The organism is Caballeronia sp. AZ1_KS37, from assembly GCF_023631165.1.
GTDB lineage: Bacteria > Pseudomonadota > Gammaproteobacteria > Burkholderiales > Burkholderiaceae > Caballeronia > Caballeronia zhejiangensis.
In genome coordinates, this window is sequence record NZ_JALQDP010000002.1 from 1 (window position 1) to 22,971 (window position 22,971).

Consider the following 22,971-nt stretch of genomic DNA (forward strand, 5'->3'; position numbering starts at 1 on the left):
GGCGATGAAATCACCCTGCGCGGATGGTGCCAGGGCGAGGGATATCGCGTGGGCTTCGGCGAATGCGCGGGACAGATATTGCCGGCGCGCGGGTGAAACACCGCGGCCGGTCGTTGCGGGTCAGGCTTTCCTGACGAACTCGGTCTTGAGGCTCATCGCGCCGAAGCCCTCGATTTTGCAGTCGATGTCGTGATCGGCGTCGACGAGCCGGATGTTCTTGACCTTGGTGCCCATCTTGACGACGCCACCGCCGCCCTTGAGCTTCAGATCCTTGATGACGGTGACGGTGTCGCCATCGTGAAGAACGTTGCCCGCGGAATCGCGATAGACCTTCGCGGCGGGCTCCGATGCGGTATCTGTCTGCGCGGACCATTCGTGCGCGCATTCGGGACAGATGTACATGCCCGCATCTTCATAGGTGAATGCCGACTGGCATTGCGGACAGGGAGGTAAAGCGCTCATACGTTTCCTTGATGCCTCGTAGCGGAATTGAAGGCCGGAAAAGTATACCGCCGACCTCGCGCCGAACGACACGCTCGAACTCCTAACCGCGCCGCTCCCACCACGCCGCAGCGAGAAACGCGCACGCGGCCGCCGTCAGCACGCCGATGAGCGCATCGGCGCCGACGCGCTGCATCAGCGTGCCCGCGACGATCGGTCCGCCGAAACTCGCGACGCTCCACGAAGCCCCGACAATCGCCGTCGCCGAGACCAGCGACGGTCCGCGAAAGCGTTCGCCGCACGCGACGAGCGACAGCGTGTACACGCTGCCCGCCGCCGCGCCGGTCACGAAGAGCAGCGGCCAGCAGATCCACGGATACGCGATCGCCCAAGGCAAAAGCGGCAGCAGCAGCGCGACGACCACGCCCGCGCCCGCATGCACCTTCGCGCGCCCGATGCGGTCGGCGAGCCAGCCGATCGGGAACTGCATCGTCGTATCGCCGAGCAGGATCGCCGATGCGAACAGCACGCCGATATCCTCGCCGACGCCGTGCGACATCGCGAAAAGCGGCATCAGCGAGAGCGCGAGCGTGTCGAAGAGCGCGAAAAAGCCCGTGCCGATCACGAGCGCGGGCATGCGTGGCAACACGCTGCGCCAGTCGCCGTGCTCGCCTTCTTCCGATGCCAGCGCGTGCGGCGCGCCGCGTATCGATGCGAGCGCGGGCAACGCCAGCAGAAAGATCGCCCCGCAGATGGCAAAGCGCATCGACGGCAAGCCGCCGATCACGCTGACGAGCACCGGGCCCGTCATCTGGAAGAGCGTGAAGTTGGTCGCGTAGATCGCGACGACGCGGCCGCGCGTGGAGTCGTCGGCGAGTTGCGTGACCCATGCTTCGCCGATCGTGAAAAGCAGCATCAGCGCCGCGCCGCACAGAAAACGCAGCACGGCCCACAGCCACAGGTTCACGGTGAACTGCATCGCGATAGTCGAGAACGCCGCGACGATCACCGTGCCGACGATCGTCTCGCGCGCCCCGAAATGCCCCGCGAAGCGGCTCGCCACCGGCGCAACCATGAGCCCGCCGAGCGCCTGCGTCGCCGTCATCGAGCCGACGATGTCCGTGCCATAACCCGATTGCGTCAGCGCGAGCGACGTCAGCGGCAGCGTCGCGCCGAGCCCCAAGGCCGACAACCGCGACGCTCAGAATCAGCGCGAGAAAATCGCGCGAGAGAATGCCTTTCATGCAACGTACCGCCCGAAGGAACTCAGGCGGGTTGTCCGATCGAAAGACGGCGCGCGCGCTTGTCGAGCGTCGCCGAGAGCAGCGTCAGGCCGAACGCGCTCACCGCCATCAGTACGCCGACCCACGGCAGCGACGTGAGCGGTGCGCCCGCGCCGATCACGCAGCCGCCGAGCCACGCGCCCGTCGCGTTGCCGAGATTGAACGCGCCCTGGTTCAACGTCGATGCGAGATTCGGCGCATCGCTCGCGCGGTTCACGATCAGCATTTGCAGCGGCGGCACGATCGCGAAGGCGAGCACGCCCCAGAAGAAGATCGTGATCATCGCGGCGACCGGCTGATGCATCGTGCCGGCGAAGATCGTCAGAACGGCGACGATCGCGAGCAGGAAGGACAGCAGCGAACGCAGCAGCTTCCAGTCCGCGAGCTTGCCGCCGAGCGTGCTGCCGACCGTCAGGCCGAGACCGAACAGCAGCAGCACATACGTGACCGCGTGCGGCGAAAGGCCCGTCACGTCTTCGAGAATCGGCGTGATATACGTGAACACCGAGAAAAGACTGGCCGACGCGAGCACGCTGATGCCGAGCACCATCAGCACTTGCGGGTTCTTGAGCACGTCGAATTCGCGCAGGATGCTGGTTTCCGGCATCGCGATGTGCTTCGGCAGGCACACATGCAGCGCGCCCGCCGCCGCGACGCCGATCAGCGTGACGACCCAGAACGTCGAGCGCCAGCCGGCCGCTTGGCCGAGCGCGGTGCCGAGCGGCACGCCGAGCACGTTGGCGAGCGTGAGGCCGGTGAACATCAGCGCGATGGCCTGCGCGCGGCGGTTCGGCGCGACGAGATCGGCCGCGACCACCGAGCCGATGCCGAAGAACGCGCCGTGACAGAACGCGGTGACGATGCGCGCGCCCATGAGCACCCAGTAGTTCGGCGCGAGCGCGCACAGCAGATTGCCGACGATGAACACGCCGATCAGGCTCATCAGCGCCTTCTTGCGCGGCATCTTCGCGGTGACGACGGCGAGAATCGGCGCGCCGACCGTCACGCCGAGCGCATAGCCGGACACGAGCATGCCCGCCGCCGGAATCGTCACCGCGAGATCGCGCGCGACGTTGGGCAACAGGCCCATGATGACGAATTCCGTCGTGCCGATGCCGAACGCGGCAATGGCGAGAGCGAAAAGAGGCAGAGGCATGGCGGAAGAGAAGGAGATGTCACGTCTGGGCGCATCGTCGGATTGAGCGATGCAGGCGCCGAGGCGGAGTTGAAGGCTCGAATTGTACCGAAACGTCATTTTCGACGCTGGTATAAACCCTTATTCCGATCGGCCGATCCATGCTCCGGCCCGAACGGATATTCTTTCTGACGCGGCAGCGGCGCACGACTCTTGCAAACGCTGCGCCGCCATGCGTCAGATGTTTCCGGTAACACGCTCGCGGCCTCGCATTCCTTGCGCGTCGGGGGCGCCGCGCAGTGTTGGTCGCAGTGTTGGTAAAACGCAGCAACTTTTTGAACGAAAGATGTCACTGACAAAATTCTGTATTCACGCGGCAGCCGCCGGCACGCTGTTCATCGCTACGCTTGCGTTCGCCCAGAGCGACGCCGCCGGGCCCATCGCAACGCAGGCGGGAACGCTGCACTTTCTCCGCGATGAATCCGGCATGGCCGCGGTCATCGACAAAGAGGTATTCGATCGCTTCGACGCGAAGCGCGTCGTCCATTTCGATGAAACTTCCGGCACGAGCGACACCGTCACGCGCATGCTCGTGCAGACCGGTTCGGGCCCGATCTTCTACGATTTCCGCCGCCATCCGCCACTCGTGCAGCGCGCCGGCCAGCGCATGACGGTCAAGCGCGTGTTCTGGCAAGGCGAGGAGGTGGTGATGCAGTCGAATCTCGGCTGGTACCGCTTGCAGCGCGGCAAGCTCACGAAGCTGCAATCGTCGACGAACGTCTATCACTGAGCGGGAACACGCGCTCGCCCGCGATCACGTAGAGCGCTTCGCCGCGCACGCCGCCGTTGACTTCGAAGCCGCCCGTGAACGCGCCGAACGCCGGCAGCACGCCCGCGCGAGGGCCGAAGCGAAAGCACGGCAGACGCGCGCTGTCGACGCGCGTCGCGAGCCGGTACACCGGATGCTCGTGTCCCGCGAGCGCGTAAGCGCCATCGACCGTCTGCGGATGATGGCAAAGCGCCCACGGTCCGAGCGCGTGCGGTTCCTTCACGACATCGACGCCGAACAGCGCGGGCAGCGCGCCCGCGTGCCTGTCGTGATTGCCTTCGACGAGCACGAGCGCGAGTTCGCGATGCTTCGCGCGCCACGCGGCGAGGGCGTCGAGCGTCTCGTCGGCGTGGGATTCGCGCGCGTGCAGCAAGTCGCCGAGAAAGACGATCGATTCCGGCCGATGCGCCGCGACGAGCGCATCGAGCCGCGCGAGGCTCTCGCCGGTCGTGCCGACGGGCACCGGAATGCCGCGCGCGCGGAACACGGCGTCCTTGCCGAAGTGCGCATCGGCGATGAAAAGGCTTCGGGCGTGCGGATCGAACGCCGCGCGATCGGCGGATAGGACGAGCGCATGGCCATTCACATCGATGGTCAAAGCTTCCATTTATGTCTTCGCCGCCTTCTCCAGGTCCGCGAGCATGCGCTCGACGCGATCCGAGAGCTTCTCCGTGCTCACCTTTTCCCGCAAGCGCGCGACGATCAGCGGAAACGCGAACGGCGTGGGCTTCTTCGGCGCATGCAGCGCGAGGCGGCTCGCGCTCATGCGTTCGAGCGCCGCGCGGATGCGGCCGAGTTCGAGTTCCTGCAGCATCACTTCCTGATCGGCCTGCGCAAGCAGCAGATTGCTGCTGTCGTGCTTGCGAAAGACTTCGTAGAACAATCCGCTCGACGCCTGCAATTGCCTCGCGCTTTTCTGCTGTCCCGGATGCCCCTGATAAATCAGCCCCGACACGCGCGCGATTTCGCGAAAACGCCGCGCCGACAATTCGGATGCGTTGAGGCTCGCGAGAATGTCGTGCTCCAGATTCTCCGGGGAAAAAAGCCCTTCCGCGATGAGCGTCTCCCAGTCGAACGGTTTTGCCGACAGCAGTTCGAAGCCGTAATCGTTCATCGAAATCGAAAACGTGCTCGGCTGATCGCGTGCGACGCGCCATCCGATCAGCGATCCCAGGCCAATATGCGCCATGCGCCCCGCAAACGGATAGCAAAAGAAGTGATGACCTTCGCGCGAGCGCACGCGTTCGACGACGAGCACGCCCGGCCCCGGCAGCGCGGACCACTTCGCCTGCAAATCGAGCAGCGGTTTGACGGCGCGCATTTCCGGCTCGTCGTAGATGCCGTCGTTGGCGCGCGCGAGCATCACGAGTGCGGCATCGGCCAGTTCGGACGACAGCGGCATCTTGCTGCCCGCCCATTGCGGCATCGCCCCGCGCGATGAAGTCGCGCGTTTCACATACGCGGTCATGTCGCGCACGCGCACGAGTTCGAGCGCGCGTCCGCCGAAGGTGAAGACATCGCCGGGCTTCAAGCGCGAGATGAACGACTCCTCCATCGCGCCGATGCGCCCGCCCGTCATATAGGCGACGTTGATGGTTGCGTTTGCAACTATCGTCCCGACGTTGTTGCGATGCCTGCGCACGAGGTCTTCGCGCGGCACGCGATACACGCCGTCATCGTCCTTCACTACGCGATGAAAGTCCGGATACGCCGCGAGCGATGCGCCGCCGCGCTCGACGAAAGCGAGCGCCCAGTCGAATTCCCGCTGCGTCAGATCGCGATACGCATACGCGCTCTTCACTTCGTCGAGCATGTCGGCGGGCGTGAAGCCGCCGCCGATCGCCACCGTCACGAGATGCTGGACGAGCACGTCGAGCGGCTTCAACGGCATGTCGCGTCCTTCGATGCGCCGCTCTTCGATCGCCCAGCGCGCCGCGGCCGCTTCGACGAGTTCGAGCGCATGCGTCGGCACGATCGTCACGCGCGATACGCGCCCCGGCGCATGCCCCGAGCGTCCCGCGCGCTGCATCAGACGCGCGACGCCTTTGGGCGAGCCGATCTGAAACACGCGATCGACCGGCAGAAAATCGACGCCCAGATCGAGACTCGACGTGCACACGACCGCCTTCAGTTGCCCGTTCTTCAAGCCTAGTTCGACCCAGTCGCGCACTGCCTTGTCGAGCGATCCGTGATGCAGCGCGAGCAAGCCGGCCCAGTCGGGCCGCAATTCGAGCAGCGCGCGATACCAGATTTCCGATTGGGAACGCGTGTTGGTGAAGACGAGCGAGCTTTGCGCGCGCTCGATTTCGTCGGCGACGGGACCGACTTGCCGCACGCCGAGATGGCCGCCCCACGGGAAGCGCTCGATGGTTTCGGGAATCAGCGTATCGACGACGAGCGTTTTCGGCTGCGCGCCACGCACCACGACGCGCGGCGTCTTCACCGGATGCAGCAACGCATCGTGCGCGAGCGCGAGATTGCCGAGCGTCGCGGACAAGCCCCAGATCTGCAGATCGGGACGCCAGCGCGCGAGCCGCGCGATCGCCAGTTGCGTCTGCGTGCCGCGCTTGTTGCCGAGCAGTTCGTGCCATTCATCGACGACGATCATGCGCAGATGCTTCAGTTCTTCTTGCGCGTTGGCGCGCGTGAGCATCAGCGTGAGGCTTTCGGGCGTCGTGACGAGCGCGGACGGCATCCGGCGACTCTGACGCGCGCGTTCCGTCGATGACGTGTCGCCGGTGCGCAGCCCGACCGTCCACGGCACGTTCAGCGCAGTGACGGCGCTTTGCAGCGCGCGGGCGCTGTCGGCGGCGAGCGCGCGCATTGGCGTGATCCAGAGGACGGTGAGCGGCGCGGGATTTTTATCGGCTTTCGATGACCGCGCGAAAGCCGCGAGCGCCCCGAGCCACACGGCCCACGTTTTGCCCGCGCCCGTCGTCGCGTGAAGCAGGCCGCTCGCGCCACGCTCGATCTCACGCCACGCTTCGCGCTGAAATTCGAACGGCTGCCAGCCGCGCTCGTCGAACCAGCGCGCGATGCGTTCGTCGATTGGCTTTGCAGCTTCGTTCGCGTCGTACGCGAAAGGCGCGGGCGTGAAGGATTCGGCGGCGGCATCGAGTTTTGCCTGCGCCGCACGCGTGCGCGGCACGCGTCGAGGTCGCGGCGCGCGGTGCCTGCGCTCGCCGGCCGATTCGGACTCGCTCATGCCGTGGCCTCGTTCAGAAAGCCCTTGAGGATGTCGAGCGTATCGGCGTCTTCGATTTTTTTATCGGTGCGCCAGCGCAGCATGCGCGGAAAGCGCACGGCGATGCCCGATTTGTGACGCGGGCTCGCCTGTATGCCTTCGAAGCCGATCTCGAAGACGAGCGTCGGCGTGACGCTTCTCACCGGCCCGAATTTCTCGATGGTCGTCTTGCGCACGATCGCATCGACCTGGCGCATTTCTTCGTCGGTCAGTCCTGAATACGCTTTTGCGAAGGGCACGAGCGTGCGCATGCCGTCGGCTTCGTCCCAGACGGCGAAGGTGAAATCCGTGTACAGGCTCGCGCGCCGGCCGTGACCGCGCTGCGCATAGAGCAGCACGGCGTCGATCGCATACGGATCGATCTTCCACTTCCACCACGTTCCCGACGCCTTCGTGCGCCCGACGCCGTACATCGACGCGCGTTCCTTCAGCATGAATCCTTCGACGCCGCGCGCACGGCTTTCGTCGCGCAATTTCGCCAGTGCAGTCCAGTCGGATGCCGTCACGACCGGCGACACGCGCAGGACATTCACCGCAAGCGACGACGCGAGCGCGTCGAGTTGCGCGCGCCGCGCGTGCAGCGGCTCCATGCGCAGATCGCGGCCATCGATCTCGAGCAGATCGTAGGCAAGCAGCGCGGCGGGGGAATCGGCCAGCACTTTCTTCGTGAGCGACTTGCGCGTGATGCGCGGCTGCAGTCGCGCGAAGGGCAAGGGCGCGTCCGCGCCCGGTTCCCACGCGAGGATTTCGCCGTCGATCACGGTGCCGTCGGGCAACGCTTCGCCGAGCGACGCGAGCTCCGGAAAGCGCTCCGTGACGAGATCCTCGCCGCGCGACCAGATCCATACGCGGCCCGCGCGCTTCACGAGCTGCGCGCGTATGCCGTCCCATTTCCATTCGACGATCCAGTCGTCGGGCGAGCCGAGCGTCGCCGGATCGGCCTGCAGCGGATGCGCGAGAAAGAACGGATACGGCAGGCCGATATCGCTTTCGTGCGGCGTGTCGACGTCATCGCCTTCTGCTGCCGGTGCGATCAGCCGAAGATAGCGCGCGGCGCTCGGTTTCTCGCGCGAATCGGTCCAGCCGACCATGCGTTGCGCGATGCGCTTATGATCGACGCCCGCGACCTGCGCGAGCGCGCGCACGACGAGCTGCCGCGCGACGCCGACGCGAAAGCCGCCGCCGATCAGCTTCGTCAGCAGGAAACGCTCGCTCCAGTTGAGTTCGTCCCAGTAACTCAGAAGCCGCTCGCGCAATTCGGACGGATCCGCGCCGCGCAGCGTGAGGATGCGTTCCTCGATCCATTGCGCGAGTCCGAGCGACGATTCTCCCGACGCCGGCGGCAAAACGTGCGCGATGGTTTCAGCGAGATCGCCGACCGCCTGATACGACTCTTCGAAGAGCCACTCCGGCAAGCCCGCGCGTTCGCGGGCGAACTCGGTGAGCAGGCGCGTCGGCACCGACTGGCGCGGCTTGCCGCCTGCGAGAAAGTACGACGCCCACGCGGCGTCTTCGGCTTGCGCGCCCGAGAAATACGCGATCAGCGCTTCGAGCTTTTCGTTCGTCGATGTCGTCGCGTCGAGCGCGGCGTAGAGCGTCGCGAAGCGCTTCATGATGTTTGCGCCATATCGGCTTCGATGGCGTCGTCGCCGTATTCGGTCGTGAACGCGCCCGCATCGAGGCCTTGCTCGTTGAGCCAGCGCACCATCGGCTCGATCTGTCCGTGCGTGACGATGACGCGCTCGGCGCCGCTCGCACCGATGGCGAGCTGCAGGCCGGGCCAGTCCGCGTGATCCGAGAGCACGAAGCCGCGATCGACGCCCTTGCGGCGCCGCGTGCCGCGCAGACGCATCCAGCCGGACGCGAAGGCATCGCTGTATTCGCCGAAGCGGCGCATCCAGGTGCTGCCTTGCGCGGACGGCGGCGCGACGATCAGCGCGCCCTTGAACGCGGCCTTGTCTTTCGCGGCGATCTCGCTGACGAGGCGCGTCGGCGGCAACGCGACGCCCGATTCGCGATACGCGCGATTGAGCGGCTCGACCGCGCCGTGACAGAAGATCGGACCGATGGCGGCATCGACGCCCGCGAGCACGCGCTGCGCCTTGCCGAACGAATAGCAGAACAGCACCGACGCGCGGCCTTGCGCCGCGTTATGCCGCCACCATGAGTCGATGCCGTCGAAGACATCGCGCGAGCTGTCCCATCGATAGATCGGCAGCCCGAACGTCGATTCGGTGATGAACGTATCGCAGCGCACCGGCTCGAACGGCGCGCAGGTCGGATCGGGCTCGACCTTGTAATCGCCGGACGCGACCCACACGCGGCCCTTGTGTTCAACGCGCACCTGCGCCGATCCGAGCACGTGCCCGGCAGGATGCAGCGACACGCGCACACCGTTCACGACGATTGCTTCTCCGTAAGCGAGCGCTTGAACATCGATGCCCGGCAGCCGCGACAGCAACACGCCGACGCCCGGCTCGGCCGCCAGGTAATGCGTGTGCCCGAAGCGCGCGTGATCGGCATGCGCGTGCGTGATGACGGCACGTTCGACAGGCCGCCACGGGTCGATATGGAAGTTGCCCGGCACACAGAAAAGACCCTCGGGCCGCGCGACGATGAGATCGGAAGAAGTGTCCACGAGTCGTTGATCGGTGCCGTGAATGAAAGTCACATGACAAGCGATCTCGCAGGCTATGTCCATGTGTTCGATTCTGGCAACAAAAGCACATGCCGTGCCCGTCATGGCGCTTTCACGAATTGCGTCTAGGGTGTAAAAGTTTGTTTAGCCCGAGCGCCTGTTCAGCGGCGGTCGTTCAGGCTGCTTGTCAGCGAAACACGCGCGCACGGGGCGCGCGCGCCGCAGTCTTCCTCCTATGCCGAACATGGACACGATGGTTGCGCCGACCGCCGCAGAAGCGGTCTGGATCGTCAGATTGCAGAGCCATCCGCAGTACGACTTCGTGCGGCTGAAGCGGGTGTTCACCGACCATGGCTCGCGTCATCAGGTCGTGCTCGTCGACGTGAGGAAGCTCCTCGCGTGCGCCGATCGCGACGACACCGACTACGTGCTCAAGGCCGTCGACGACTGGCACGCGGGCAAGGTGCGCGGCATCCGCGAGTTTCTCGATCCGGACAATCCGCGCGTGCCCGAAATGCCCTACGTGACGATCAGCGTGCGCCGCTCGCCCGGGCTGCTCGGGTTGCTGGGCGTGCATCGGGAAGGTGTCGTGGCGTTTCGCAACGGCCAGCATCGCGCGCGCTACATGGCCTATGCCGGCGCCTTGTTGATGCCGGTTGAAGTGCACGAGCGCGAGGCGTCCTTGCTGCGCGAGATGTGCGCGGCGCCGGATGCGTCGAATGCGGAGTACGGGGAGGGTTGAGCGCCGCCCGATTCGGCGCTGGACGAAGCTTAGTTGTGCGGTGCGATCGGGAGATTGGGTCAGACGGCGGTAAAACGCCGTGCTGGCCCTTGTGCTTGCTATGGCTTCAGTTGGCGGTCGCGGTCGCGGTCGCGTTGCGCAACGCCTGCATCGGCATCATCGCCGGCATGGTCGGGCGGATGATTTCGTCGGGACGCGTGCCGCCTTGCGCGGTGAATTCCCGGCCGAGATAGTCCAGCGCATAGTCGATGAAAAAGCGCGTCTTCGCGGGCAGATATTGCCGCCCCGGATATACGATCGACACTTTCATGTCGGGGTCGTCGATCGAATAGCCGTCGAGCAGGCGGACGAGCGTGCCGCTTTCGATGTCCGCCCGCACGATGCCTTCGGGAAGAATCGAGAAGCCCATGCTTTTCAGCGTGGCGAGACGCACCATCAGCGCGTTGTTGACCGTGTAGACCGGCGCGAGGGTGACCTGATCGGCGGCGCCGTGACGATGCCGGAAATGCCAGGTCTGGCTGCGCATTTCGTTCGGCAGTCCGACGGACGGCAACGTTTGCAGATCGGTCGGCGTGGCGGGCGTGCCATGCTCGGCGACGAACGCGGGCGTCGCGACCGTCACGAGCGCGCTGGTGCCGACCGGCCGCTCGATGAGCGCGGTGCTCGACACCATGAACGCCGTGACGATGCCGACGTCATAGCCGTCCTCGACGAGATCGACATGGCGCTCGGCGAGCGTGAGCCGCACGTTGACCTTCGGATACACCTTGCGGAAGCCGTCGATGAGCGGCGTCAGCGTGAGCAGCGAAAGCGCGCTGGATGCAACGACGCGCAAAGTGCCGCTCGGCTCGCCTTCGGTGTGCGTGACTGTGGATTCCAGATGATCCAGTTCCTCCAGCAACGCGCGGCAGCCCTCGAGATAGCGTGTGCCCGCTTCCGTGAGAGACAGATTGCGGGTAGTGCGGTTGATGAGACGTGTTCGCAAATGCGCTTCGAGCATCGCGATTGCCCGAGTCACGAGCGCATTCGAGACATCGAGTTGTTGAGCAGCGCGGCGAAAACTCTCCGTGTCTGCCACGCGCACGAACACACGCATTGCATGGATCTGATTCATCATTCAGCCCTCTCAGGTTTTACCACACGGGCCGGACATGTTGTTCTAGGACAACTTTGTGTCCGGTTCTTGAATCTCGCGTTAAGTCGATAATATTTAGGGCTAACCAAATTTGCAATATCAAATTTCCATTGAGCGATAAATTTACCGCATCGTTATTGCCGCTGTTAATAGCGAAGACGCATGTTTCGAAAACTAATTTAGCGCTGTTCGAAATGCAATATGTACGAAATGCATGGATTTCGTAAATCTTTCGCGGATTAAGACTGTATGGTTAATTTGCTTAAAAAACGGCATTTTCTGCGCGCTTTCCGCGTGCGAACGCATCGAAGTAACACTCAAGGCCGAAAGAGATTTTATATATCGCCCGGTAAATGCCGATTAAAACTTTTGGTGCAAACCCGTTTCTCTTTTCGGATATTGATGGATATATCGATGCCGCAATTACGTTCGAAATTCGAAAACACGGGTTGACGTCATGATTTGGACTCTGCTTGCGGCGCATCCTGAAATCGCCCTATTTTCGAGCCTCGCTATTGGTTATCTCGTCGGGTCCGTGAAGCTCGGCCCCATTCAGCTCGGCGGCGTTTGCGGCACACTCGTCGTCGCGCTGATTCTTGGACAAAGCGGCGCGCGCATTTCACCCGATCTCAAGAACATCGCATTCGCGCTCTTCATCTTCGCGCTGGGTTTCACGGGCGGCCCGCAGTTCTTCGCGAACATCGGGCGCGGCTGGCGTTACGGCGCGTTGTCGATCGTCGAGATCGTCGTCGTGGTCGCGCTCGTGCTCGGCGCCGCCGTCATATTGAAACTCGACGCGGGAACGGCGGCCGGCTTGCTTGCCGGCGGCGCGACGGAATCCGCGGTGATCGGCACGGCGTCGGAGGCCATCGGGCGGCTCGGCCTGTCCACGACAGATACCGCGCGGCTGCAGGCGAACATCGTCACCGCTTACAGCGTGAGCTATCTGTTCGGCCTCGTCACGATCGTGCTGTTCACGAGCCAGTTCGCGCCGCTCATCCTGCGCGTGAATCTGCGCGAGGAAGCGGAGCGCGTGTGGCGCAAGCTGGGCGGCGACGGCGCGCTCGGCACCGGGCAGACGCCCGCCGCGCCGCCGCTCGCGGGCCGCGAGCTAAGGGTGACGGCCGCCGCGGGCCTCACCGTCGGCGACCTGGAGAAGCGCTTTCGCGACAACATCAGCGTGCAGCGCGTGCAGCGCGACCGCTCGGTCATCAAGCCGCAAGCGGCGGTCATGCTGAAGGCGGGCGATCTCGTCGTGGTCGGCGGGCGGCGCGAGGCGCTGGTCGAGGCGATTCCCGCGATCGGCGAGGAAGTTTTCGGCAACGGCGTCTCCGATGTCTATGTCGAACGCACGGATGTGATGCTCACGCGGCGCGAACTGCACGGCCTCACGCTCGCCCAGGTGCGCGCCCGCGCCGCGCCCGCCGACGCCCACGGCGTCTTCGTCGCGGCCGTGACGCGTCTCGACAGCACGATTCCCGCGCTCGCCGGCACGCAGGTGCATCGCGGCGACGTGCTGACGCTCATCGGCAACAAGGAGGATGTCGCGCGCGGCGCGGCCAGGCTCGGCTACATCATCCGCGCGACGCAGAAAACCGACTTCGTGTTCCTCGGGCTCGGCGTGCTGCTCGGCATCGCGGTCGGGCGGCTGTCGGTACATGCCGGCGACATCGATCTCACGCTCGGGACGGGCGGCGGCTGCCTGCTCGCGGGGCTGCTGTTCGGCTGGATCCGCTCGCGTTATCCGCTGACCGGCTCGCTGCCCTCGGCGGCGGCGCAGATATTGAAGGACTTCGGCCTGTGCACGTTCATCGCGGCGGTCGGGCTGTCGGCGGGCCCGGACGCGTTGCGGCTCGTTCGCGAATACGGCATCGCGCTGCCGGTCGCGGGCATCGTCATCACGCTCGTGCCGGCGCTCGCGTCGCTCTTCATCGGACGATGGCTGCTCAAGCTCGACGTGCCGATGCTGCTCGGCGCGATCGCCGGTCAGCAATGCAGCACGCCCGCGATCAGTGCGCTCGTCGGCGTGACGGGCAACGCGACGCCGATGATCGGCTACACGATCACGTATGCGCTCTCGAACGTGCTGTTGCCGCTGCTCGGCCCGGTGATCGTCGGGCTCGCGAGCAAACTGGGCTGACCGTATGGAATGGCTCCACGACATCTTCCAGAAATCGCCGGAATCGGCGCTCTTTCTTTCGCTCGCGGCGGGTTATCTGATCGGCCAGATCAGCTTCGGCAAGTTTCAACTGGGCGGCGTGGGCGGCTCGCTGATCGCGGCGGTGATCGTGAGCCAGGCGGGCGTGCAGATCGACAACGGCGTGAAATCCGTGATGTTCGCCGTGTTCATCTACGCGGTCGGCTACGACTCCGGCCCGCAGTTTTTCAGCTCGATCAACCGCCGCACGCTGCGCGAAATCGCGATGGCGCTGTTCCTCGCGGTGACGGCGCTCGCGAGCGTGATCGTCTGCGCGAAGCTGTTCGGGCTCAACAAGGGGCTAGCGGCCGGACTCGCGGGCGGGGCGCTGACGCAATCGGCGATTATCGGCACGGCGGGCGATGCGATCGCGCGGCTCGGATTGCCCGCCGATCAGACCAAGGCGTTGCAGGCCGACGTCGCGGTCGCGTACGCGGTAACGTACGTGTTCGGCTCGCTCGGCGCGATCATCGTATGCGTGAACATCCTGCCGAAGTTCATGGGGCAGAGTCTCAGGGATGCGTCGATCGAAGCGGAGAAGGCGCTCGCGGGCGGGGCGTCCGGTCCCGGACCAGGGCAGATTTCGGCGTTGCCCGCGCTCGTCGGACGCACGTATCGCGTGACGCACGATGGCGCGGCGGGGCGCACGGTCGCGCACGTCGAAGTCGACGACCGGGACATGATCACCGTCGAGCGCATCCGGCGCGGCGGGCGCGCGCTGGAGCCTGCCGCGGACTTCGTATTGCGAGCGGGCGATATCGTGCTCGTCGTCGGGCGGCGCGAGGCGATGGCGGGCGCGACGGCGCACATCGGCGAGGAAATCGCGGACGCCGATGGCAGCAGCGTCGTCATGCAGAAGCGTCAGGGCGTGTTCACGAAGCGCGGGATGAACCACGTGAGCATCGCCGACGTGCGCGCGACGGTCGATCGCGACATTCGGCACGGCGTGTATATCCACGGCATCACGCGTGCGGGGCATCCGTTGCCGGTGCTGCCCGAGACGACGCTCGATCACGGCGATGTCATCACATTCTACGGCGCGCCGCAGGACACGAAGCGCGCCGTCGATGCCGCCGGTTACGAACTGCCGTATTCCGACAAGACCGATTTCATCTACATGGGCGTGGGTATCGTGCTCGGGTTGCTGATCGGGCTGATCGTCGTCGATGCAGGCGGCGTGCCGCTCACGCTCGGCTCGGGCGGCGGCTGCCTGCTCACCGGTTTGCTGTTCGGCTGGATGCGCGGCAAGCATCCGATGTACGGCGTGATGCCGCCGGCCGCATCGCAATTGCTGAAGGATTTCGGACTGGCGGCGTTCGTCGCGGTGGTCGGGCTGAATTCCGGCTTGCAGGCGGTCGTCACGGTGAAACAGAGCGGGCTGACGATCTTCCTGCTCGGCGTGTTCGTCACGCTGTTTCCGCTCGTGCTGACGATGCTCTTCGGCCGCTACGTCCTGCGTTACGACAACGCGGCGCTGCTCGCGGGCGCGCTCACCGGTTCGCGCAGTGCGAATCCGGCGTTCGGCGGCGTGCTCGACAAAGCCGAAAGCGCCGCGCCGACGGTGCCGTTCGCGATCACGTATGCGTTGGCGAACGTGCTGCTGACCTTGCTCGGACCTTTGGTGGTCGGGCTCGTCTGAAGCGGCGGGCGTGCTCCTTGCGCCATAATCGGCGGACCTGCAAGGAGACTTCTTCATGGCTCAATCCAATGCGGCAACCGTCACGCTTCCGTCCGGCGAAGCGATTCCGAAACTCGGCCAGGGCACCTGGGAAATGGGCGAGCGCCCGAACGCGCGCAAGAGCGAGATTGCCGCTTTGCGCGAGGGCATCGATCTCGGCATGACGCTCATTGATACCGCCGAGATGTACGGCGAAGGCGAAAGCGAGAAGCTCATCGCCGAAGCGCTCGGCGACAGGCGCGACGAGCTTTTCATCGTCAGCAAGGTGTATCCGCATAACGGCAGCGAGCGCGGCGTGCAGAGCGCATGCGAGCGCAGCCTGAAACGCCTGAAGACCGATCGCATCGATCTGTATTTGCTGCACTGGCGCGGCGGCGAGGATCTCGAAGGCGTGATCGCGGGTTTCGAAAAACTGAAGGACGACGGCAAGATTCGCCACTGGGGCGTGAGCAACTTCGACACGGACGACATGGAAGAGCTCTTATCGCTCGATGGCGGCGACGCCTGCGCGACCGATCAGATTCTCTTCAACGTCGCGCGGCGCGGGGCGGAGTTCGATCTGTTGCCGTGGCTGCGTGAGCACCGCATGCCCGCGATGGCGTACAGCCCCGTCGATCACGCGCGTCTGCCGCGCGGCGGCGCGCTGGAACAGATCGCGGCGGCGCGCGGCGTGTCGGCGTTTCAGGTGGCGCTCGCGTGGGTGCTGCAGCAGCCGCAGGTATTCGCGATTCCGAAAGCGTCGGATGTCGCGCACGTTCGCGAGAATCGCGCGGCGCTCGATCTTCACCTGTCCGCCGACGAGCTCGCGGACATCGATCGGCAGTTCAAGCCGCCGAAGTCGAAGCGCCCGCTCGAAATGCTGTGACGACGCGCCGGATCACGTGCACGCGTGATGCGCGTGCACCGAGCCGAGCACCGCGACTTCCGCGGGCGTGCGCCTCAGATCGGCTTCGTTGACCTGCTTCGCATCGGCGAGGAAGTCGTCGACGATCGACGACACGGTCGTGTCCGCGAGACACAGCGATACGCGCTTCGTCTCGCCATCGGGCAGCGACGTGCGCTGCGACAGAAACAGCACGCCGTACTGATAACCGCGCACGATTCCGCGTACCGCGCCCACGCATTGTCCTTGCGCCGTGTTGTCGGACTTCGCGGCGCATTGCTGCGCGAGCGCGTAGGCCGAGAAAGTCGGATCGGACGCGCCGGGCGCCGGAGCCTGTGGTGCGGTCTGCGCCTGCGCGGCCGTCGCGACGCCGAAAGTCAGTGCGCAAAGCGCGGCGGAGAGGGCGGGTTTCATCGGTTGAATCCTCGTTGTTTTGAAGGTTGAACCGATGAGAGGCGCGCAACGCCGCTTTGGTTCCGACGAAAGCCTCAGCGCGCCTGACGCTGCAGCGTGCGCAATTCGTCGACGGGAATGTGGCAATGAATCGCGTGACCGTCGCCGGCGTCGCGGCACGGCGGCGTTTCGGTTTCGCAGATTTCGCCGATCTTGCGCGGACAGCGCGTATGGAACACGCAGCCCGAAGGCGGATTCGCCGCGCTCGGCAACTCGCCCGACAGCCGGATGCGCTTCGCGTGCGTCCCGTCGATCGACGGCACCGACGACAGCAATGCTTCGGTGTACGGATGCTGCGGTCCGTCGAAGACGGCGGCCGCGCGCCCGATCTCCATGATGCGCCCGAGATACAGCACGGCGATGCGGTCCGACAGATAGCGCACGACATGCAAATCGTGCGAGATGAACACGTAGGAGACGCGGCGCTCGCGCTGCAGATCGGCAAGCAGATTGAGGATTGCGGCCTGCACGGAGACATCGAGCGCGGAAGTCGGTTCGTCGCACACGACGACGCGCGGATCGCCCGCGAACGCGCGCGCGATCGCGACGCGCTGCTTCAATCCGCCCGACAGTTGCCGCGTGCGCGAGCTCAGATAGCGCTCCGGCAGACGCACCGCTTCGGTCAGCGTGTGCAGGCGCTGTTCCTTCGCTTCGCCGTGCAACGCGGCGAGCTTCGACAGCGAACGCGCGATCAGTTGCCGCACGGAATGCGCGCGATTCAGCGCGGAATCCGGGTTCTGAAAGACGATCTGCAGCGACTTCACCTGTTCTTCGCTGCGCCGGGTCACGCGCTCGGGCAGCGCGGCGCCGTCGAGTTCGAGCGACGCGCCTTTGTCGGGCGATACGAGGCCGAGCAGCAGCTTCGCGAGCGTCGTCTTGCCGCTGCCCGATTCGCCGACGAGCCCGAGCGTTTCGCCCTGCACGAGATCGAGCGAGACATCGTGGACGGCGCGCACGTCTTCATCGCCGACGCGGAATGTCTTCGAGAGATTGCGCGCGGATAGCGCGAGCGGCTGATCGACACCGTCGGCATCGGCGACGGGCACCGGCGCTTCGTCGGCCGAGCGCGGCAGCGTTTCCGCGCGTTCGTGATAGTGACAGCGCGCCATCTGATCGCCGTGCGCCGACGCCACGCGATACGGCGGCGGCGCGTCCTTCAGACAACGCTCGTCGGCGAGCTTGCAGCGCGGCGCGAAAATGCAGCCCTGCGTGATCGATCCGGGCAGCGGGAGGGAGCCTGGAATCGTGTCGAGCCGGCCCGTTCCCTTGGCGCGCCCCGCACGCGGCAGACAGCGCAGCAGGCCGACCGTGTACGGATGACGCGGCTTGGCGAACACGTCGGCGGTCGTGCCTTCCTCGACGAGCTTGCCCGCGTACAGCACGCCGACGCGATCGCACATGCGCCCGATCACCGCGAGATTGTGGCTGATGAAGAGCACGGCCGTGCCCAACTCCGCACGCAATTGCGCGATGAGATCGAGCACTTCGGCTTCGACGGTGGCGTCGAGACCGGTGGTCGGTTCGTCGAGAATCAGCAGTTCGGGATTGCACGCGAGCGCCATCGCGATGACCACGCGTTGCTGCATCCCGCCCGAAAGCTGATGCGGATAACTCTCCATCACGCGTTCGGGCGATGCGATGCGCACGCGTCTCAGCATGTCGGCCGTGCGCGACAGCGCTTCGTCGGCGGATGCGCCCGTGACTTCGAACGCTTCGGAGACTTGCCGCGCGATCGTCAGCGACGGATTCAGCGCGCGTCCGGGATCCTGATAGACCATCGACACGGCGGTCGCGCGCATGCCGCGCAGCGCGTCGGCGTCGAGCGCGGCGACGTCGCGCCCGGCGATCGAAATGCGGCCAGCCTTCACGCGCCCGTTGCGCGGCAAGTAGCGCAGCACCGCGAGCGCGGCGGTCGACTTGCCACAGCCCGATTCACCGACCAGCCCGTAGGCCTCGCCGCGCCTGACGCGCAACGTGACGTCCTGCAGCACGTCACGTTCGCGTCCGCGCGAACGGTACGCGACCGTGAGGCCGACGACCGTGAGCGCGTCGGCCTGATCGCCTTTCGCGGCGCCGAACGTGGGAAAAGCCGATGGCGGCGGTCCGTTCATCGGTCGAGCACTCCTTGCACGGCATCCGCGACGAGATTCACCGCGACGACCAGCGATGCGATCGCGGCGGCGTCGAAGACGACGGTCCACCACGCGCCGCCCGCCATCAGCGTATAGCTTTCGGACAAGGCGAGACCCCAGTCGGCGGACGGCGGCTGAATGCCGAAGCCGAGAAACGACAGCGTCGCGACGGCGAAGATCGCGTAGCCGAGACGCACGGTCGCCTCGACGATGATCGGCGGCAGCACGTTCGGCAGAATCTCCGCGAACATGATGTAGAGCGCGTTCTCGCCGCGCAATTGCGCCGCGAGCACGTAGTCGAGATGGCGCTCGCTCAGCACGGCGGCGCGCACGGTGCGCGCGGTGATCGGCGCGAAGGTGAGGCCGATGACGAGGATCACCGTCGTGTTGCTCGCGCCGACGGCGGCGAGCGCGAGCAGCGCGACGATCACGAGCGGCAGCGCGAGCAGCGCATCGATCACGCGGCCGATGGCGGCGTCGACCCAGCCGTCGAAATAGCCGACGACGAGCCCGAGCGCCGTGCCCGCCGCCGTGCCGAGCAAGGTCGCGAGCGGCGCGATCGTCAGAATGTCGCGCGAGCCGACGATCACGCGCGCGAACACGTCGCGACCGAGCTGGTCGGTGCCGAACCAGTGATCGCCCGAAGGCGCGACGAGCGAGTTGAGCGGATCGGACGCGTAGGGATCGTGCGGCACGAGCCAGTGGCCGAAGAGCGCGCACAGCACCCAGAAGAGCAGGATCAGCACGCCGATATCGAAGGTCGCGGAACGCACGAGCGCGCTCAACGCTTCGAAGCGGCGCGATTTCGGTGCGATAGCGGCCGCCGTGCTCATTTCGCTTCCCCGGTGCGCAGGCGCGGATTGAGCACGACGTAGAGCGCATCGGCGATCAGATTCGCCGCCGTATAGATCACGCCGATGGTCAACACGCCCGCTTCGAGCATCGGAAAGTCCTTCGCTTTTGCGGCGTTGTAGATCAGCGAGCCGATGCCCTGGTAGTGAAACAGCGTTTCCACGACGACGAGTCCGCCGATCATGTAGCCGAGCTGCGTCGCGGCGACGGTGACGGTCGGCAAAAGCGCGTTGCGCAGCACATGGCGCACGATCACGACGCGCTGCGGCAAGCCCTTCAGGATCGCGGTGCGCGTGTAATCGGCGTCGAGCGCTTCGACGGTGCCCGCGCGCGCCATCCGCGCGATGTAGCCGAAGAACACGAAGACGAGCGGCAGCACTGGCAGGATCAGATGTTCGAGTTGCGTGAAGAAGCCCGCGTCGGCAGGCGCGGTCGCTTCGATCGGCAGCCATTGCAGCCAGACGCCGAAGATCAGGATCAGCACGATCGACGAGACGAATTCCGGCACCACCGTCGCCGTCAATCCGCCGATGCTGATGACGCGATCGATCCATCGTCCCGAATGCAGCGCCGCGTACACGCCGCCCGCGATGCCGAGCGGCACCACGACGACGAACGCGAGCGCGCCGAGCTTCGCCGAATTCCACAGCGCGTTGCCGATGAACGGCGCCACGGGCGCGCGAAACGCGTAGGACTCGCCCATGTCGCCGCGCAGGAAATGGCCGATCCAGCTCGAATACTGCGTGAGAAGCGGCCGGTCGACGCCAAGCTGATGGTTGAGCGCGGCGACCGCGCGCGCATCGGCGAGCGGGCCGAGAATCGCGCGGCCGACGTCGCCGGGCAGCAACTGGCCGCCCGCGAAGACGATCATCGACAGAAGCCACAGCGTGACGAGCGCGAGCAAGAGCCGCACGCCGACGAAGCGCGCGATGCGCTTCATTCGGGCGAAGTCGGCGACGTGCGCCGTGGGCGTGATCGTGCTCATTCGCTTACGCCGAGATCGTCGCGCGGTCGAACCACATCTGCGAAATCGCGTTGAAGCGCACGCCGGAGACATTGGCGCGCGTGACGATCAGCTGGTCGTAGAAGTAGGGGATGACGACCGGCGTTTCGTCGAGCAGCAAATGCTGAATCTGCCCGGACAGCTTCTTCTGCGACGCGACGTCGAGCGCCGCGACGAACTGCGCGACGAGCTTGTCGTATTCGGGATTCTTGAAGTGCGCCGCGTTCCAGGTGCCGCCGCTCGTCAGCGGCGCGTTGAGGAACACGTTCGGCACGCCGCGATGCCCGTAATCGGTGATGCCGAGCGGCGAATCGAGCCAGTCCGACTTGCCGAACGTGCCCGAGCCGTAATAGAGGTCCTGACTCTCGACCTTCAACTGGATGCGTATGCCGATCGCCTTCGCCGCGTTCTGCACGACGACTGCGAGATCGGGAATCTCCATGTACTTTTCGGTCGTGAGCGTGACGTCGAAGCCGTTCGCGACGCCGGCATCGCTCATCAGCTTCTTCGCCTGCGCGATGTCGATCTTGCGTTGCGGCACGCTGAGATCGCTCGACGGAAAAACCGGCGCGAACGGGCTGTCGTTGCCGACTTGCGCGCGGCCGCGGAACAGGCCCTTCACGATGACTTCGCGATCGATCGCGAGCGCGAGCGCCTGACGCACGCGCTTGTCCTTGAACGGCGCCATGTCGCAGCGCATATGCAGTTGCCGATGCGAACTCGACTTCGTGCCGAGCACCTTGAATTGCGGATTCGTCAGCATCGCGACCCCGCCTTGCACCGTGAAGTCGCCCATCACGTCGGCCTGGCGGCCTTGCATCGCGAGAAGCTGCGCCTGTTGATCCGCGTAGAAGGAAAACTGCACGCGATCGGGCAGCGCTTTCTCGCCCCAGTAGTCGGGATTGCGCACGAACGATGCGCCCACTTTCGGCGTGTATTTATCCAGCTTCAGCGCGCCCGTGCCCATGAACGTCTTCTCGTAAGGGCCGCTGAAATTCGCCGGGAGGATCACGGCGTTATACGTATCCGAGGAAACGTAATACGGGAAATTGCCATTGGGCGCGTCGAGATGAAACTCGACGGTGTGATCGTCGACGGCCTTCGCCGAATCCTTCGACAGCACGCCCTTCAGCACCGAAAGCGCAGCCGAGCCGGTCGCCGGATCGGACAGGCGGTTGAAGGTCGCGACGACGTCCTTCGCGGTCATCGGCTGGCCGTCGTGGAACTTCACGTTCGGGCGCAGCTTGAACGTCCACACGTCGCCCTTGGCATTCGACGACCACGACAGCGCGAGCGCCGGCTTGAGCGTTAGATGTTCGCTGTCGTCGTCGACGAGAAATTCGCCGGTCTGATTGATGAGCGCAAGCCCCGACGCATCCGTCACGGTGAGCGGATCGACGGCGCCCGCGGGCATCAGATGCGCGACGCGGATCGTGCCGCCCGGCTTGCCCGCGCCTTGCGCCCGCGCGCCCGGCATACCGAAGATGCCGCCCGCCGTGAGCGCGATGCCGAGCACGCTCGCATGGCGCAGCAACTCGCGGCGCGTGAGGCGTCCGGCCATGAACTCGTCGATCGCGTGATTGCCCAGTTCGCCCGCGCGAGGGCGGGCCAGTTCCAGAAGATGCGCGTCGGTCGAAGGTTTCTTCATCGTGTGCTTTTCCGTTGTCGTTGTTTGCTGGCCGTCGCCCACGCGCGATCGGCTCGACCGCGCCGTCGAGGTGCATTCGGGCATCGCTAGCAAGGAACGCGCCGCTCCATGACGCGCCCGTGCGCTTTTCAGTGATCGTGTGGATGCTTGTGAATCGGATCGACCCAATAGACTTCCTCGGGCTTCTCGACGGCATCGATGTTCAGATTCACCACCACCGCTTCGTTGTCGCTGCGCACGAGCACGCATTCGAGCGGATCGGCGGTGCTCGCGTTGATTTCCTGGTGCGGCACATAAGGCGGCACGAAAATGAAGTCGCCGGGACCGGCCTCGGCCGTGAACTCGAGATGCTCGCCCCAGCGCATGCGCGCCTGGCCGCGCACGACATAGATGACGCTTTCGAGCGCGCCGTGATGATGCGCGCCGGTTTTCGCATTCGGATGGATCGTGACCGTGCCGGCCCAGATTTTCTGGGCGCCGACGCGCGCCGCGTTGATGGCAGCCGCGCGGTTCATGCCGGGCGTCTGCGGCGTGTTGGTGTCGAGCTGATCGCCCTTGATGACCTTGACGCCGTGTTCGCGCCAATCGATGTGCTGATGTGGATCGCTCATGTCGCTCATGCCCGTGTATGGTCTGCGGATATGAAAAAGTCCGTTGCCGCCATCAAGGAAGCGAGCA

At 65.4% G+C, this 22,971-nt stretch carries 18 protein-coding genes and 1 pseudogene; 5 read left to right on the forward strand and 14 right to left on the reverse strand.

The features are described 5' to 3' along the window. Positions 1–120: 120 nt before the first annotated feature. The 3 genes and pseudogenes from NCS00_RS03160 to NCS00_RS03170 all read right to left on the reverse strand — a co-directional run bounded on the left by NCS00_RS03160 (position 121) and on the right by NCS00_RS03170 (position 2,880). Entirely contained in the window at positions 121–462 is a 342-nt protein-coding gene (locus NCS00_RS03160; protein ID WP_008351239.1) for a zinc ribbon domain-containing protein YjdM, read from the reverse strand. An 82-nt stretch (positions 463–544) separates the two neighbouring features. Continuing rightward, positions 545–1,685: pseudogene (locus NCS00_RS03165) on the reverse strand (MFS transporter). Between the two features lie 22 nt (positions 1,686–1,707). Then, the gene (locus tag NCS00_RS03170; protein WP_250439069.1) at positions 1,708–2,880 is read right to left on the reverse strand and encodes an MFS transporter; all 1,173 of its coding nucleotides are present in this window, start codon (positions 2,878–2,880) and stop codon (positions 1,708–1,710) included. Positions 2,881–3,205: 325 nt separating this feature from the next. Between NCS00_RS03170 and NCS00_RS03175 the strand changes: the two genes are divergently transcribed. After that, positions 3,206–3,649 carry a hypothetical protein gene (locus tag NCS00_RS03175; protein WP_250439141.1) on the forward strand — a complete coding sequence of 148 codons (444 nt, stop codon included), beginning with the start codon at positions 3,206–3,208 and terminating at the stop codon, positions 3,647–3,649. Here NCS00_RS03175 and pdeM read toward each other — a convergent pair. The 4 genes from pdeM to NCS00_RS03195 are packed head-to-tail and all read right to left on the reverse strand — an operon-like array spanning position 3,612 to position 9,570. Continuing rightward, positions 3,612–4,295, reverse strand: a complete 684-nt coding sequence (pdeM, locus tag NCS00_RS03180; RefSeq protein ID WP_008351232.1) for a ligase-associated DNA damage response endonuclease PdeM — start codon at positions 4,293–4,295, stop codon at positions 3,612–3,614. The two genes, NCS00_RS03175 and pdeM, sit on opposite strands and share 38 nt — an antisense overlap. Beyond that, a complete protein-coding gene (locus NCS00_RS03185; protein WP_034472976.1) occupies positions 4,296–6,893 on the reverse strand; it encodes a ligase-associated DNA damage response DEXH box helicase in 2,598 nt (865 codons plus the stop codon). It lies immediately after the preceding gene. Beyond that, positions 6,890–8,545 (reverse strand): ATP-dependent DNA ligase, encoded by a 1,656-nt coding sequence (locus NCS00_RS03190; protein WP_034472974.1) that lies wholly within the window; start codon positions 8,543–8,545, stop codon positions 6,890–6,892. The genes NCS00_RS03185 and NCS00_RS03190 overlap by 4 nt, the downstream gene beginning before the upstream one ends. Further along, the gene (locus NCS00_RS03195; protein ID WP_034473003.1) at positions 8,542–9,570 is read right to left on the reverse strand and encodes a ligase-associated DNA damage response exonuclease; all 1,029 of its coding nucleotides are present in this window, start codon (positions 9,568–9,570) and stop codon (positions 8,542–8,544) included. The genes NCS00_RS03190 and NCS00_RS03195 overlap by 4 nt, the downstream gene beginning before the upstream one ends. Positions 9,571–9,805: 235 nt before the next feature. On the opposite strand from NCS00_RS03195, the gene NCS00_RS03200 reads away from it, so the two are divergent. Continuing rightward, positions 9,806–10,312: a plasmid fertility inhibition factor family protein gene (locus NCS00_RS03200; RefSeq protein WP_008351228.1), complete on the forward strand. Its 507-nt coding sequence runs from the start codon at positions 9,806–9,808 to the stop codon at positions 10,310–10,312. 106 nt (positions 10,313–10,418) lie between these two features. Here NCS00_RS03200 and NCS00_RS03205 read toward each other — a convergent pair whose 3' ends face one another. Then, positions 10,419–11,429 (reverse strand): LysR family transcriptional regulator, encoded by a 1,011-nt coding sequence (locus NCS00_RS03205; RefSeq protein ID WP_241484878.1) that lies wholly within the window; start codon positions 11,427–11,429, stop codon positions 10,419–10,421. 475 nt (positions 11,430–11,904) lie between these two features. Here NCS00_RS03205 and aspT (NCS00_RS03210) point away from each other — a divergent pair, with 475 nt between their 5' ends. From aspT (NCS00_RS03210) to NCS00_RS03220, 3 genes are read left to right on the forward strand one after another with little or no spacing between them, the layout of a single operon-like run. Next, entirely contained in the window at positions 11,905–13,587 is a 1,683-nt protein-coding gene (gene aspT, locus NCS00_RS03210) for an aspartate-alanine antiporter (protein WP_034472972.1), read from the forward strand. Between the two features lie 4 nt (positions 13,588–13,591). Further along, entirely contained in the window at positions 13,592–15,283 is a 1,692-nt protein-coding gene (aspT, locus tag NCS00_RS03215) for an aspartate-alanine antiporter (RefSeq protein WP_008351224.1), read from the forward strand. Positions 15,284–15,338: 55 nt separating this feature from the next. Then, a complete protein-coding gene (locus NCS00_RS03220) occupies positions 15,339–16,187 on the forward strand; it encodes an aldo/keto reductase (RefSeq protein ID WP_034472970.1) in 849 nt (282 codons plus the stop codon). Positions 16,188–16,199: 12 nt separating this feature from the next. Here the strand turns inward: NCS00_RS03220 and NCS00_RS03225 are convergent, their stop codons facing one another. From NCS00_RS03225 to NCS00_RS03250, 6 genes are all read right to left on the reverse strand, one after another. Next, complete coding sequence (locus NCS00_RS03225) at positions 16,200–16,619, reverse strand: Rap1a/Tai family immunity protein (protein WP_008351222.1); 420 nt, start codon at positions 16,617–16,619, stop codon at positions 16,200–16,202. 74 nt (positions 16,620–16,693) lie between these two features. Next, positions 16,694–18,769, reverse strand: a complete 2,076-nt coding sequence (locus tag NCS00_RS03230; protein ID WP_034472969.1) for an ABC transporter ATP-binding protein — start codon at positions 18,767–18,769, stop codon at positions 16,694–16,696. Continuing rightward, the gene (locus NCS00_RS03235) at positions 18,766–19,623 is read right to left on the reverse strand and encodes an ABC transporter permease (protein ID WP_008351220.1); all 858 of its coding nucleotides are present in this window, start codon (positions 19,621–19,623) and stop codon (positions 18,766–18,768) included. Before NCS00_RS03235 ends, NCS00_RS03230 begins: the two co-directional genes overlap by 4 nt. Continuing rightward, positions 19,620–20,627: an ABC transporter permease gene (locus tag NCS00_RS03240; RefSeq protein WP_008351219.1), complete on the reverse strand. Its 1,008-nt coding sequence runs from the start codon at positions 20,625–20,627 to the stop codon at positions 19,620–19,622. Before NCS00_RS03240 ends, NCS00_RS03235 begins: the two co-directional genes overlap by 4 nt. Before the next feature lie 4 nt (positions 20,628–20,631). After that, positions 20,632–22,293, reverse strand: coding sequence for an ABC transporter substrate-binding protein (locus NCS00_RS03245; RefSeq protein WP_250439070.1), 1,662 nt, complete (start codon positions 22,291–22,293; stop codon positions 20,632–20,634). A 128-nt stretch (positions 22,294–22,421) separates the two neighbouring features. After that, positions 22,422–22,904: a cupin domain-containing protein gene (locus tag NCS00_RS03250; RefSeq protein ID WP_033537126.1), complete on the reverse strand. Its 483-nt coding sequence runs from the start codon at positions 22,902–22,904 to the stop codon at positions 22,422–22,424. Positions 22,905–22,971: the final 67 nt, after the last annotated feature.

Coding starts and splice junctions, on each gene's coding strand:
- NCS00_RS03160 (WP_008351239.1), bottom strand. CDS start 462: ATGAGCGCTTTACCTCCCTGTCCGCAATGCCAGTCGGCATTCACCTAT.
- NCS00_RS03170 (WP_250439069.1), bottom strand. CDS start 2,880: ATGCCTCTGCCTCTTTTCGCTCTCGCCATTGCCGCGTTCGGCATCGGC.
- NCS00_RS03175 (WP_250439141.1), top strand. CDS start 3,206: ATGTCACTGACAAAATTCTGTATTCACGCGGCAGCCGCCGGCACGCTG.
- pdeM (WP_008351232.1), bottom strand. CDS start 4,295: ATGGAAGCTTTGACCATCGATGTGAATGGCCATGCGCTCGTCCTATCC.
- NCS00_RS03185 (WP_034472976.1), bottom strand. CDS start 6,893: ATGAGCGAGTCCGAATCGGCCGGCGAGCGCAGGCACCGCGCGCCGCGA.
- NCS00_RS03190 (WP_034472974.1), bottom strand. CDS start 8,545: ATGAAGCGCTTCGCGACGCTCTACGCCGCGCTCGACGCGACGACATCG.
- NCS00_RS03200 (WP_008351228.1), top strand. CDS start 9,806: ATGCCGAACATGGACACGATGGTTGCGCCGACCGCCGCAGAAGCGGTC.
- NCS00_RS03205 (WP_241484878.1), bottom strand. CDS start 11,429: ATGATGAATCAGATCCATGCAATGCGTGTGTTCGTGCGCGTGGCAGAC.
- aspT (WP_034472972.1), top strand. CDS start 11,905: ATGATTTGGACTCTGCTTGCGGCGCATCCTGAAATCGCCCTATTTTCG.
- aspT (WP_008351224.1), top strand. CDS start 13,592: ATGGAATGGCTCCACGACATCTTCCAGAAATCGCCGGAATCGGCGCTC.
- NCS00_RS03220 (WP_034472970.1), top strand. CDS start 15,339: ATGGCTCAATCCAATGCGGCAACCGTCACGCTTCCGTCCGGCGAAGCG.
- NCS00_RS03225 (WP_008351222.1), bottom strand. CDS start 16,619: ATGAAACCCGCCCTCTCCGCCGCGCTTTGCGCACTGACTTTCGGCGTC.
- NCS00_RS03230 (WP_034472969.1), bottom strand. CDS start 18,769: ATGAACGGACCGCCGCCATCGGCTTTTCCCACGTTCGGCGCCGCGAAA.
- NCS00_RS03235 (WP_008351220.1), bottom strand. CDS start 19,623: ATGAGCACGGCGGCCGCTATCGCACCGAAATCGCGCCGCTTCGAAGCG.
- NCS00_RS03240 (WP_008351219.1), bottom strand. CDS start 20,627: ATGAGCACGATCACGCCCACGGCGCACGTCGCCGACTTCGCCCGAATG.
- NCS00_RS03245 (WP_250439070.1), bottom strand. CDS start 22,293: ATGAAGAAACCTTCGACCGACGCGCATCTTCTGGAACTGGCCCGCCCT.
- NCS00_RS03250 (WP_033537126.1), bottom strand. CDS start 22,904: ATGAGCGATCCACATCAGCACATCGATTGGCGCGAACACGGCGTCAAG.